This is a genomic window from Photobacterium marinum (assembly GCF_000331515.1).
GTDB classification, from domain to species: domain Bacteria; phylum Pseudomonadota; class Gammaproteobacteria; order Enterobacterales; family Vibrionaceae; genus Photobacterium; species Photobacterium marinum.
The window spans coordinates 210,117-223,071 of record NZ_AMZO01000001.1 but is presented as its reverse complement, the minus strand read 5'-3'; the positions used below and the strand labels follow the sequence as shown (position 1 = coordinate 223,071).

Annotated in this window: 10 protein-coding genes; 5 read left to right on the top strand and 5 right to left on the bottom strand. The window is 42.2% G+C overall.

What is annotated here, in order from left to right; genetic code table 11:
• Positions 1 to 56 precede the first annotated feature (56 nt).
• Positions 57 to 1,010 carry an FAD:protein FMN transferase gene (locus C942_RS00950; protein ID WP_157372531.1) on the bottom strand — a complete coding sequence of 318 codons (954 nt, stop codon included), beginning with the start codon at positions 1,008 to 1,010 and terminating at the stop codon, positions 57 to 59.
• A 77-nt stretch (positions 1,011 to 1,087) separates the two neighbouring features.
• Positions 1,088 to 4,102, bottom strand: coding sequence for a flavocytochrome c (locus C942_RS00945; RefSeq protein ID WP_007461423.1), 3,015 nt, complete (start codon positions 4,100 to 4,102; stop codon positions 1,088 to 1,090).
• Positions 4,103 to 4,576: 474 nt separating this feature from the next.
• Between C942_RS00945 and C942_RS00940 the strand changes: the two genes are divergently transcribed.
• A complete protein-coding gene (locus tag C942_RS00940) occupies positions 4,577 to 6,532 on the top strand; it encodes an alkyl/aryl-sulfatase (RefSeq protein WP_007461421.1) in 1,956 nt (651 codons plus the stop codon).
• A gap of 14 nt (positions 6,533 to 6,546) precedes the next feature.
• The gene (locus tag C942_RS00935; protein WP_007461418.1) at positions 6,547 to 7,002 is read left to right on the top strand and encodes a hypothetical protein; all 456 of its coding nucleotides are present in this window, start codon (positions 6,547 to 6,549) and stop codon (positions 7,000 to 7,002) included.
• Positions 7,003 to 7,314: 312 nt separating this feature from the next.
• Here C942_RS00935 and C942_RS00930 read toward each other — a convergent pair whose 3' ends face one another.
• Both C942_RS00930 and C942_RS24255 read right to left on the bottom strand, forming a co-directional pair.
• Entirely contained in the window at positions 7,315 to 7,689 is a 375-nt protein-coding gene (locus C942_RS00930; RefSeq protein ID WP_007461416.1) for a hypothetical protein, read from the bottom strand.
• Between the two features lie 390 nt (positions 7,690 to 8,079).
• Positions 8,080 to 8,817, bottom strand: a complete 738-nt coding sequence (locus C942_RS24255; RefSeq protein ID WP_007461414.1) for a class I SAM-dependent methyltransferase — start codon at positions 8,815 to 8,817, stop codon at positions 8,080 to 8,082.
• Between the two features lie 382 nt (positions 8,818 to 9,199).
• Here C942_RS24255 and C942_RS00920 point away from each other — a divergent pair, with 382 nt between their 5' ends.
• From C942_RS00920 to C942_RS00910, 3 genes are all read left to right on the top strand, one after another.
• On the top strand, positions 9,200 to 9,586 hold the full coding sequence (locus tag C942_RS00920; RefSeq protein ID WP_007461412.1) for a hypothetical protein: 387 nt from the start codon (positions 9,200 to 9,202) through the stop codon (positions 9,584 to 9,586).
• 529 nt (positions 9,587 to 10,115) lie between these two features.
• A complete protein-coding gene (locus C942_RS00915; RefSeq protein WP_007461410.1) occupies positions 10,116 to 10,589 on the top strand; it encodes a cell division inhibitor SulA in 474 nt (157 codons plus the stop codon).
• A gap of 202 nt (positions 10,590 to 10,791) precedes the next feature.
• Positions 10,792 to 12,198, top strand: coding sequence for a basic amino acid/polyamine antiporter (locus C942_RS00910; protein WP_007461408.1), 1,407 nt, complete (start codon positions 10,792 to 10,794; stop codon positions 12,196 to 12,198).
• Positions 12,199 to 12,257: 59 nt separating this feature from the next.
• Here the strand turns inward: C942_RS00910 and C942_RS00905 are convergent, their stop codons facing one another.
• Positions 12,258 to 12,665, bottom strand: a complete 408-nt coding sequence (locus C942_RS00905) for a hypothetical protein (protein WP_007461407.1) — start codon at positions 12,663 to 12,665, stop codon at positions 12,258 to 12,260.
• Positions 12,666 to 12,955 lie beyond the last annotated feature (290 nt).

Sequence of the window (12,955 nt, the reverse complement as noted above, 5' to 3'; positions counted from 1 at the left end):
TTCGCCAAACTCAGTGATGATAATTACATTATGGTATCAACAAAGGACAGATGGCTCTAATTGACAGGATAAATATAGCTACCATCATCAGCCAGGCCATCGGTTAAATGAATACTGCCGCTTTTCGAAATAACGACAGCTTCAATATTATCCTGCTTATTTAAATAACAAATACTGTCTGTCACTGTTGATAGAAAACCTGCTGTACTCCATATTTCACCATCAACAGAGTGTGGTGAAACAATAGTAATGCTGGCTATATCCGTTGAAATCGGCATGCCTGTTTGGGAATCAAGAAGATGGTGATATAGCTGCCCATTGGTATGGAAAAAACGTTCATTAATCCCGGACGTAACGATGGACGCACCTTTTAGTGATATAGCGCGTATGATAGTGCCACGGTCTGCTAAAGGATTCTGGATACCAACTGTCCATGCCTGATGAGGGTTATCCGGTGAATGGCCGATGGTCAGCACATTGCCACCTAAATTGATAAAACCACTTTCAACTCCGTTGTTAATCAACCTTTTCTTGATTTCATCGGCAAAGTAACCTTTAGCAATAGCCCCTAAATCAATTTCCATTCCTGGCTGACTCAAGTAAACCGACTGCTTTTGATCATCTAATATGATGTTTTCAGGTTCAACCAAGGATAACTTTTTCGAAATATCTTCCTGAGCGGGGACCCTTGCATCTTTGAAACCGATGCGCCAGGTTTTCACCAGTGGACCAATAGCGATATTGAACGGATTCACTCTATCTTCACTAATCCTTTTAGCCATTTTTATTAATTGAAAAAGATCATGCTCAACTGACACAGGAGCAACACCCGCATTCTTGTTGACCGTCATCAGCTCAGATCCTGGCTGATTTACAGTAAAACGCTCGGAATATTTATTAAGCTGATGATAGGTATCTTTAATTAGCTTTTCACCATCACGATGGTAAATAAGTAAATCAATAAAGGTACCCATCATCTGAAATCTTGACTGAAACTTAACCATCTTAATTACACTTAATGTAAACGTTATAAATAGTAAAAAGGGAAGCAGAATGTATCTATGCTTCCCTTTTGGTTTTATTGATATTAAATCAAATCAGCGGCACTCTCTCCGGCAATTCGTCCATAAGTGAAGATATCAATCAGGGCATTACCTCCCAGGCGGTTCCCGGCATGTATCCCACCAGCAACTTCCCCTGCGGCGTATAAGCCAGGAATGATGTCACCTTGTTTATCGATAACTCGGGCACTGGTATCGATTTTTAATCCCCCCATCGTATGATGAACGGATGGCTTGCGTGGGGTTGCATAGAAAGGTGCCTGCTCTACTTTCAGGCCGAAAGCGCTTTTATGGAATTCCGGATCGCTTCCCTGGTCCACATACTCATTGTATTTTTTAATTGTCTCTTGCAACCCGGCTGCCGGAACACCAATTTTTTCAGCCAAAGCTTCAAGTGTATCGGCCTGAAAGATAATTCCTTCTTCGATTTCTCTTTCGATAGTTTCATCAGAAGTATTCGCCGCTGTCTGACGTATCCGCTGATCGGCAATCATATAGATTAAACCGCCGTTATCGAGAAATGCGTTAGACAAAACATCACGACTTTCACATTCGTCAATAAAGCGTTTGCCCTGTTTATTAACAAAAACGAAGTTCTCAGGCGGTACAATCAGTCCGGTCAGCAAGGCACCAGATTTGGGGTCACCAACAGGCATTAGCTGAGTGAATCCCATACCAACCAGCTCAGCGTTAACCTTTTCACCAATTTCAATACCATCCCCCACTAACGCCGGTGAGTTAGTGGTTTTAATATCATCGGCAATGTCATTCCAGTACGTATTGTACTTTTTAATCATCTTCGTATTAGCACCGAAACCACCAGAGGCAAGTACCACACCATGATTAACATTGAAGATTAACTTTTTGCCATCAGCCTGCTGAGCTTCAATACCTACGACTTTATTATTCTTGACGATCAGATCGGTCGCCCGCGTATCAACCATGATACGTCCGGATTTTTCTAAAACCCGTTTTTGTAGTTTATCGATAAACTCAACGCCTTTAGGACGCTTAGGTTTATGAGCTCGACGCCAGAGTGCACCAACAGGAATTTCAACGACACTGCGGTCAAAATCAATACCCGCTTCACTCAGCCAGTGTATGGATTCCATCGAACGATCGGTTAGTGTCTTGACCAAATCATAATCCCCATAAATGGTCTGACCGTTCAGATCCGTTCTTTTACCGCCGAGATAGCTCTGAATACGGTGCAACTCCACAGAATCGAAAAGGTAATGCTTTCCACTTTCTGTCGCTTTGAGATATTCAGCAATCTGCTGTTTCAGTCTCTTAAAATCTATAAGGTATTCGGCTGTGAATTCTGATTCCGGAGTTTTAGCAAGCGCAATCAGGTTTTCTTTCTCACCCGGTAGCGGCGGGAATTCACTCTGCCATTCTGGTTCAGCAGCATTCACCCACCCGCCTGTACGGACAGTATTGCCACCAATCGCAGGATACTTCTCCAGCAAAATAACAGACTTGCCTTTATCGAGCGCAGACAGCGTAGCACTCAAACCTGCACCTCCACCACCGACAACAACGATATCAACCGTCTCTTCAACTACTTCTGAAGACCACTCAACCGCTGCTTGTGCCTTACAACGCAGTGCTTCTGAATTTCCTCCGGCCAGATCAACAGCATTGGCAACACCATCCAGTACCGCCTGGCTGCTGACCGTTGCGCCAGAAATAACATCAATATTCAGCGTTTGCCCGTTGATGATCTGCTGAGGAATACGTTCAAATGCAGGGTTCGCGATTCCATCAGACTCTTTTGAAGAATCAACAGAAATATTCAGGATTTCGTCTTCTGAAAACGAAACTGTAATCGGTAAATCACCGTTATGCCCACGACCATACGCGGTATACTCGCCAGGATTAAAATGGATTTTGACGTTTTGTAATTCTTTGATACGTTGATGCTTCAGGGCTTCAGCTTTGCTATCAACGATCATGTAATCCATGATTTGCCATAAAGGGGTCGGGATTTTAAGCTCTTCCTGCTGTGCAATATCAGCAAATTGCGCACACTGTTCTGAGTTGAGAGCCTTCGTTGCCCATTCTGGTTCAACCAAATAACCTTTACCAACGCTAACCATATCGTAGCCCTGTGCGAGTGCTTTTTCTGCATCTTCTCGTTGAGCGATATTACCAACGCCAATCACCAGCACTTTAGCGACATTTTCTGACTGCAATTTACGGTATTTAGTAATTAGCAACTCTTTATCGTCAGGCTCTACAATGGAATTTCTAGCCCAGCTGCCCATAGAAAAGTGGAAATAATCCAGGCCATGAGCGGCTAATTTATCCAGGAGGTACATTGAATCGGAGAAGCGAATACCTGGCTCTTCAATTTCCTCTGGTGAAAAACGATAGCCGACAATGAATCCCTCTTTCTTATGCGATTTTACGATCTGCTTTGTCTTTTCCAGAATCGCTAAAGGGAACGTGGTTCGTTTTTCAATATTCCCGCCCCACATGTCGTTTCTACGATTTGAATGAGGAGAGAAAAATTGCTGAATGAGGTAGGTATTTGCGCCATGGATTTCGACACCATCAAAATTGGCTAAGATGGCTCTGTTCACTGCATCACCAAATTTCTCAATCATTAATTCGATCTGTTCTTTGGTCATTTCCAGTGGTGTTTCTGCATTATCCCGAAGCGCGGCAACAGGACTGGCAGAAATAGGCTGATGTCCCCCATTATATTCAGGGTTAGCCATACGACCTGCATGATAAATCTGTAGGATAGCTTTTGAGCCTTTCGCTTTAATCGCTTCGGCTAGTTTTTTTAAACCCGGAATTTTGTCATCGCTATCAATACCTAAAGCGCCAGGAAACGCTCTACCGTAATTTTCAACAAATGCGCTTTCCACAATAACGGCGCCGGCGTCACCAGAGCGCATTGCATAATACTCGATCATTTCCTGAGTAACACTGCCATCAAAAAAAGCAGACTGAATCGTCATTGGTGCCATAACAATACGATTCTTTAGCTTTCCACCAGACTGAAATAACATTTCACCGACTAGCTGGTCCATTAATTCGCTCCATTCCTACAGATTGATCTTGACATGAAAGAGCGCATCTCCCTCATATCCTAATCCTGCGAATCTTATAGATTTATCATTATGAGTAAAATGAATGTTTGTCATGTTTCAAATGACTTTTACGCATTTATTATTTTTACGCCCAAGAATATGTGTAATTAAACAATTGGGAAAATAGCCGTCTACGCCTCCGCTGATTGTGTCGAAAAAAATTACAAATGCAGCAATATTGGGGCTTTAATTCTTAGGCATATAGCTACCGGCTCAAACTATGCAGAAGCGCTCTGGAATGTCACGCCATGCTATTCCCGAACACAATACCCAAAAGGTATCACTGAACATTTTTCGAATGCTCATCCCACCGCAGCCCTTGCATACCAATATTTTATCAACAGTGCGAAGTTGTTATTAAAGGAAGGTCCTAGACTAACAGTGATTGTTAGGACAGTTCATAGGGAGTGAGTCATGAAGCCAATAGCGGCGATAGCAATAACATTATTTGTCTCATCAGGACTAATTGCTGGCGAACCTAAACCAGCAACCGAAACAACGATTACTGCGAACAATAAAGTTAAGCAAACTTTACCTTTTAACGACAAACAAGATTTTAAAGATGCACAGCGTGGTTTCATCGCCAAGCAAGACGTTGTCACCATAAAAAATGCCAATGGCGATATTGTTTGGGATCTAGAAGCTTACAAGAAATACATCACATTAGAGACACCTGCGCCAGACAGTGTGAATCCAAGTTTATGGCGAAACGCTCAGTTAAACATGATTAACGGGCTATTTGAGGTGACAGATGGCATCTATCAAATTCGTGGTTATGACCTATCAAATATCACATTTGTAAAAGGCGATACTGGTTGGATTGTATTCGACCCTTTGATATCTCAAGAAACTGCTAAGGCCGCTCTAGCTTTTATAAACAGTGAGTTAGGAGAAAGGCCCGTCGTTGCCGTTATATACAGCCACAGCCACATCGACCATTTTGGTGGTGTTCGTGGGATTGTCGATGAGAAAGATGTATTGGCCGGTAAAGTCGATATTATCGCGTCCTATGGTTTTACTGAGCATGCCGTATCAGAAAATGTAATTGCAGGTAATGCGATGGGTCGCCGCGCAGTTTATATGTACGGTGCTTTATTGCCTCGAAATGTACAAGGGGGAGTCAATGGCGGTTTAGGACAAACAACATCCACAGGTCTGGCAACCCTTATCAAACCGACAGATATCATCAAGAAAACAGGTGAAGAACGCACAATTGATGGCGTGAAAATGGTGTTTCAGTATACACCAGGCACAGAGGCTCCTACTGAAATCAATACTTACTTCCCTGACAAAAAAGCACTATGGATGGCAGAGAATTCTACCAACACGATGCACAACATTCTGACTTTACGCGGAGCTCAGGTACGTGATGCGCTTAAGTGGTCGAGCTATTTGCAGGAAACTATAGAAATGTGGGGGGATGAAGTTGAAGTGAAATTTCAAAGCCATCACTGGCCCATGTGGGGGCAATCAAAGATTGTCGACTACTTTAAGAAACAGCGTGACATGTATAAATACACTCACGATCAAACTGTTCGTTTGATGAACCAAGGCTTCATTGGTTCCGAAATTTCAGAAATCATTCAGTTCCCGGATGAGATAGAAAACAATTGGAGCACACGTGGTTACTATGGAACATTACGCCATAATAGCCGTGCGGTATATCAACGTTATATGGGATGGTACAGCGGTAATCCATCAGATCTTAACAACCTACCACCTACAGATGCTGCAGTTAACTATGTAGCGTATATGGGGGGAGAACAAGAGATCATCAAGAAAGCAAAAGCGGATTATGAAGCGGGAAAATATCGCTGGGTAGCAGAAGTATTAAAACATGTTGTGTTTGCCAATCCGCAAAGTGAACAAGGTAAAAAGTTACTGGCTGATACATACGAGCAGTTGGGATATCAAGCTGAATCGGGCCCATGGCGCTCTGTATATTTACAAGGTGCTTATGAGCTTAGAAATGGCACCCCATCGGCAGGAGGAACAAACACCGCCTCTCCCGATATTATAAAGAATATGCCACCAGAGATGTTATTCGACTACCTTGCAGTGCGCATACTGCCAGATAAAGCCGCAGGTAAAAGCTTTGCAATTAATCTAAACTTCACCGATCTGGATGAGAAATATACGCTTTATATTGAAAACTCCGTATTAAACCATACAAAGAAGCAAGCAGATAAACCGGATGTAACACTGACGTTAACAAAATTAGCATTGGATGATGTTCAACTGGGAAACGTTACATTAGAGCAAGCCATCGCCAATGGCGATATTGAGCTTGATGGCGATAAAGATGTCTTTAAAGACTTTGTCGGTATGCTTGATACGTTTAAATTCTGGTTTAATATCGTTACCCCATAAACGAGGAGTGCAGTATGAAGAAAAGCACGTTGTTGCTGTCTACTGCTCTTATCACATCAACAAGCCCACTTAGCTGGGCTTGTTCTTATGATGGGCAATTTAATAACCCTTTTTCTGAAAGTTATCCTGGCTCGTTAGATATTGCTATTGCTACTCAACAAGCGATAAGAGCACAGTCTATAGAGCGACCACAAAGCCTAGAAGGTCAAAAAGGGCTACGTCGAGCCAGTTGGTGGCTAAATTTGATGGTTGGCCTCTACCCTGAACTACCTTCAGATACCTACATTTATTTGGTCGATAGCAAGCTATGGTCGAAGTATCAATCAGACAAGAAATTGTCAGTACACGTTGATGCTCCCGATGCAGGAGCTCAGATATTACTAATATCGGAAGCAGCACTTCATAACTTGGTAATCAAAAAAATCACGTTCAATACAGCGATAGAGTTGGGATTGATTATTCAGTCTTAAACAACAAGACATTGTAGTTTGCCGCTACAATTCTTAGGTAGAGAATGCATGAGCTTGGTAGGTAGTTAAATCACTATCGGACATAGGTGAGTCACTGATTTTACCAAATTAGCATTTCATGGATTATCTCAAGTATTGGCGGTTGCGATAGGCAAAAAGCAATACCTACCCTCTTGAATTGTGCTTAACTAAAAACCGCAGAAACGAAAAAGGCGTTAGCAAACGCTACTCTGCTAACGCCTTAAATAAATAGAACATCATGTTATCTATGATGAACATGTTTAAGTTTAATAATCACGCTTGGTTTGACTCTTAATCAATGTCGCAATCAGTACAACTTTGTAGTGCAATTTCGTGTTCAAAGACTGCTGTATCGTTACCTTCTGCCAGTAGCTCTGCTATTTCATCCGCTACTTCTTGCTCATCTTCCGCTTCAACTTGATTCGCTAGTTCTTCTTCAGAGTAGCCGTAGAAATTCAGCAATAAGTAATCACGCGCTTCATCTTTAGTACAAGTCACATTCACCGAAAGATCTGGCTCGACGTTGCCTTGCGCGATAATCGCACCCACTTGCGCTAGGACATCATCTTTCATTGCAGCCGTCAACCAACCAAGATCAGTACTTACTGTGGTTTTTTTACAGTTAAAACAAGGTAGTTGGTGAAAGTAATATTGAAAATCAGTCATAGATAATTTCTTCTTTGAGTGTTGTATAGCAAGATTATGCGCGTTTTCTAAAAAAATACCATCTCAGTAGACATTGAAAACTGGATTGCCGTGGATGATTTTGTGCGGAGCGCAGAGCGAGGTAACGCTGTTCACTAAGCTAATACTATAACGCTCAACACTCCCAAGCTAATCTGAAGTGGCCTAAATGAGGCTCGGACAATCGAATATGACTAACTAATGGATTAACTCAAGTATGGCAAAGTCACTTAACTCGGTGCCCTGCATTAATGGAGCAGAGCACATTGAGCAATAAAGTGTTTAAACTTCAAGCCCCTGCCATAGTAATTGAGAAAATGGCAATGGCTGCCTGATATTGGCGAGTGTCGCACTTCACTGTTGAAGTTGGGACTAAGTACTTTTTGTGATAACAAATAGGTTTATTATGCCATTTGGTCTAGTTTGCTCCGTTCTCAGAACAGACACGAACTTATGCGTAAGATACAACTTAGGCCATTCCCAAAACCGCAATTGTGCTTTACCAAAGCTTTCAAATTGTATCAATTCAAGTTGATGATCTTTTAGTAATAACTCAACCAACCAGGAAGAGATGGGATTTACATGCCCACCATTGTAATAATGATCATTATCAAAATAAGGGTATGTACCTTTACATATCAGTTCTGCTATTGCATAGTCAGAGCTGATGTTAGGTGTTGATATTATTAATAAACCTCCAGGTTTTAATAACTCTCGACAACTTTTGATAAACTGACGAGAGTTATTGATATGTTCTATTATTTCCAACGCAATAATCACATCAAACTTTTTGTTTATGCTGGTAGAGAAGTTAGTGTTTAGGTCCAGTTTGTTGAAGTCACATGAAGGGTGATTCACTCTGAAATTTTCTTCAACTAAATCTATTGAAGTAACTTTTGCCCCGTTGTCAATTAGGCGCAGTGACATAGCACCAGAACCTGCAGCAATATCAAGTACTTCTGCATTATTTAGTATTCGATTGTTATTGACTATTTCAAGCGAGCGTTGATGTAACCCTTGATGAGCATGTATGGGTAAGCCTTTGTAGCTATCGGGGGTCGTACATTTACCTTTTGCAGTATCACGATAAAGCTTAATAAATTGCTCCATAATCGCATCCTGATTCTCATTTCGCATGTCAATTTTGAAAAAGCCATTTAATGACTTAGTTAACACTGGTAAAAGTCAGACACGCATTTTATGTACCACTGATGGATATGTTGGACTAAAAAGTGTTTATCAAGCGAATTACCATAATCAAAAATACCCTCCCCACAACCATTATCTAAAGTAAGGCAAAACTCGCATAGATCAGTGTCTAATATTGCTCTAGCCGATCACATTGGCTAAGTCAATTAATCTGTGCAATGAGTACAGTAGTAATTTGACTAATTGAGTACACAAGCAATAGGATACGAAAGAACATGACAATAATGTTCAGTTTTACGCTGTCAACTAAACGAATACACCTTGATTAGTAAGAGTTATCCAAATGTCTAATGTAGTTCAATTTTCTATGTTCAGTGGTAATAAGAAGGTCAACACTACCCCACCAAACAAACCACTTAGCCCTAAAGCTTTAAGAGAACAGGCAGCATTGAAACAAGACAACCGCTGTTACTTTTGTGGTAAGCAAAAAGAACCGAAAGAGCTTAACTGGCTTGATAAGACTGGTTTTAAGGCAAAGACTCATGTTGTCTGCGGTACTTGCAGTTCTGTTGCTAAGTCACGTTCGATGGATGAACTACGGATAATCCTTGCGCTGAAAGCCATGGATTTCAGAACGGTTAAGATCCAGCAGTACCTCGAGCTAAGAGAAAAAGGTGTCCAGATAGATGGTGTACGTGAATACAAGTTTTACTTCGAAACTGTTGAGTGATTAAAGCTATGAGTTAAATACAAGCCGATGAGTGAAACTAAATAGCTATCGACTTCATAGACACCAAAACAAATAGGCCAAATGGCGCTTAGTTCAGCTGATACTTCAATAATTCATAAGAAACTATGGGGCTAACCGTTCCAGCCCCACCAATTACCCTCCGCTAGATACAGTTGTTGTCCCATTCGGCACCCGCCATTCTCAACACCTGACCAATGTAGCTCCATTGCGCCCATAGAAACAAAGCCTGCCACTCAGCTTGCTGCGTGAACTAGTTCAAACTTCAAGGCTCTCATTTTCTGGTTGTATGAAGCGCAAAGTTGGACAACTCATTTCGCCCCAAGTATCCACAACTCAAAAAATCACTTTATAAACAAAAAGATAAACCAAAAAACAGAATCCCATTTAGCCGGACAAAATCCCAAATGAGACTGGAACTGACAAAAAAAAAGCTTGCAAACTGACCTTACCATTACTACTGTATAGGCATACAGTATGTATATATAACCACTATTAAGGATGGCGAGCTATGGCAGTACTATTTGACAACCTACAATCTGTCTCTGTTTCTCAGGCATACAAATCTACTTTTGCTACTGATACTGCCTCGCCGTCTGTCCTTCAGCCTGTTAAATGTCCGATTGAGGTTTGCTTCTCTGATGAACATCAGGCACAGCTGGCTTATTTCTTACGTATTCTTAAACAGGCCAGTGAACAGAACCGCTGGATTATGTTTATTGGTGAAGAAGCTCTGGTTGATAAGAAACTGCTAGGAAGTGCCGGGATTGATATCAATAAAGTGCTTGTACTGAATAATAAGAAGCAGATTTCTGATCCACGTTTAATGGAGATGGCGCTGGAATCTGGCAATTGCAGTGCCGTAATTGCTTGCGGTGATATTGAGCATTTTACCAACGATAACATCCGCCAGGCCGCAGAATACGGGGCTTCGTACGCTTTCGTGATAAATCATGAAGCAAAGCGGAAAATTACTTTTCACTGATATCTGTTAACTGAGTAGCAAATTTCACTAAATCATTGCCATCAAAAAGAATTTTGGTGGCTTTTTTGATCGCAACCACAGAACAGTTTATTTAACCACCTTTTCTTCATAATACCTCACATTTTCTATGCAATTTTGATTGCAACTACCATAAAATACCTCAGAACAAAGCATCACTAGATACAAAAACCGGAAAATGAACATGGAAAAGAAACTGGGATTAGGCTCGTTGACTGCACTAGTTATCGGTTCAATGATAGGTGCTGGTGTCTTCAGCCTTCCCCAAAATATGGCCTCGGTCGCCAGCCCAGCGGCCGTCATGATCGGTTGGACCATCACGGGCATCGGGATGATTTTTCTTGCTCTCGCCTTTCAGCATCTATCCCGACTAAAACCTGAAATCGAAAGTGGCGTTTTCGGTTACGCACAGGCAGGCTTCGGTGACTTTGTTGGATTCTGCTCCGCTTGGGGCTACTGGCTAAGCGCAATGCTGGCCAATGTTTCCTACCTTGTTATTGTGTTCAGTACATTAGGAATGTTTGTCGACCAGCCCGATATGATCATTTTCGGTGCCGGTAATACCTGGTATGCCATTGCCGGTGCATCTGTTCTCCTCTGGATGGTACACTCGCTGGTACGAAGAGGTGTTCAAACGGCCGCAGTAATCAATATGATCACCACCATCGCTAAACTCATTCCCCTCGTCCTCTTTATCCTCTGCTCTCTTATCGCTTTCCGCTGGGATACCTTTGTATTCGACTTCACCGGTTTACACTTCGGTGACGGCCATGATCTACTCTCTCAGGTTAAAAGCACCATGCTGATCACAGTGTGGGTGTTTATCGGTATCGAGGGAGCGGTCGTTGTTTCAGGACGAGCAAAGAGCCGCAAGGATATCGGTCGTGCAACCATTCTTGGCCTGCTGACTGCTCTGACTATTTATATCCTGGTAACTCTGCTTTCAATGGGTGTTGTAAGCACAGAAAAGTTGGCAACATTCCAGAATCCGTCAATGGCAAGAGTATTGACTGAAATTCTTGGCCCATGGGGTTCAGTGATCATCGGTGGTGGCCTGCTTATCTCTGTTTGCGGTGCATTCCTGAGCTGGACTGTACTGGCATCCGAAGCCCCTTATCTTGCAGCTAAAGATAAGATGTTCCCGGAAAGTTTTTCGAAGCAAAATGAAGCTGGCAGCCCGGTGAAAGCACTAACACTGACTAACATCTGTGTGCAGATTTCTCTGGTATTCGTTGTGTTTGCAGGCAGTACGTATGACACACTACTGGCAATCGCATCTGAAATGATCCTGGTGCCTTACTTCCTGGTTGGCGCATATACGCTGAAGCTTGCTATTGACACTAAAAACCGCGGCTCATTGCTGATGGTAGGTACAGGCGCAAGCTTATACGGCCTGTGGCTGTTGTATGCATCAGGATTGAATTACCTGCTGCTGTCTGCCCTGCTCTACCTTCCAGGCCTCTACTTCTATGTTCAGGCTAAGCGCGAGCAAAACACTCAGGCGTTTATCGGCAGTGAAAAAGCCGCAGCCAGTATGCTGACTGCAGCAGCATTTTTGGCAGCTGGAATGCTATGGAAAGGAATGCTCTAAGAGCCACTAAATAAACACAAAAAAGCCAGCAATGCTGGCTTTTTCTTTATCGTTCACGATCAATGCGGTTCAATCATATGAACTCTTAGGATTTCACCGCTCTCTTCCGCAAGCGTAATCCTGCATTCTGCTTTCTCTTCAATCTGCTCAAGTTGTTCATCATCCAATGAGTACGGCAAGGTGATGACCAACTCGGGAATACTCTCGGCCCGTGCAAGGCGAAGCAAACGAATCAGGTTACTGGAATCACTCACATTGGTCGAAAGTACTTTCAGTGCCTGCATCTGTAGTTTTTCAGATTCAGATAACCCTGCCGGTAATGAAGACGTCCATGAAACTTCAAAAGCAGGAAGCAGTGCTTTCAGCGCATCCAGAAACGTCCATCTGTGATGGCAAGACGCAGAAAGGAACGATGTGTAATCGAATACAACGTTACTGTTGTTTGTGCTATCAACTGATGTTTCCATAATCATCCTTAAAAGAAACATTACAACTGTTGGTTAGAAGCAGTATACCGATTGCATATACATCAAGTGTTCCCTCACTATACGATTAACTTGCCTCTGAGGAATTCTCAATTGTGCAAATTTTGCACTCGATCCTGCTTTTTGAGCCAAAAAACCAAAGTGAAAATATTGGGTACACATTTGATTAACATCAAGAGCACCTTAAAAATACAAGCGTTACTTTGTGGAAATATTGCACAATTTAATGTACTGAAACATTCAAAAAACCATTATGGATCATGTGTTTCACA

Bases quoted from the DNA above. Each gene is read 5' to 3' on its own strand.
- C942_RS00945 (WP_007461423.1), bottom strand. From the start codon at position 4,102: ATGGACCAGCTAGTCGGTGAAATGTTATTTCAGTCTGGTGGAAAGCTA.
- C942_RS00940 (WP_007461421.1), top strand. From the start codon at position 4,577: ATGAAGCCAATAGCGGCGATAGCAATAACATTATTTGTCTCATCAGGA.
- C942_RS00935 (WP_007461418.1), top strand. From the start codon at position 6,547: ATGAAGAAAAGCACGTTGTTGCTGTCTACTGCTCTTATCACATCAACA.
- C942_RS00930 (WP_007461416.1), bottom strand. From the start codon at position 7,689: ATGACTGATTTTCAATATTACTTTCACCAACTACCTTGTTTTAACTGT.
- C942_RS24255 (WP_007461414.1), bottom strand. From the start codon at position 8,817: ATGGAGCAATTTATTAAGCTTTATCGTGATACTGCAAAAGGTAAATGT.
- C942_RS00920 (WP_007461412.1), top strand. From the start codon at position 9,200: ATGTCTAATGTAGTTCAATTTTCTATGTTCAGTGGTAATAAGAAGGTC.
- C942_RS00915 (WP_007461410.1), top strand. From the start codon at position 10,116: ATGGCAGTACTATTTGACAACCTACAATCTGTCTCTGTTTCTCAGGCA.
- C942_RS00910 (WP_007461408.1), top strand. From the start codon at position 10,792: ATGGAAAAGAAACTGGGATTAGGCTCGTTGACTGCACTAGTTATCGGT.
- C942_RS00905 (WP_007461407.1), bottom strand. From the start codon at position 12,665: ATGGAAACATCAGTTGATAGCACAAACAACAGTAACGTTGTATTCGAT.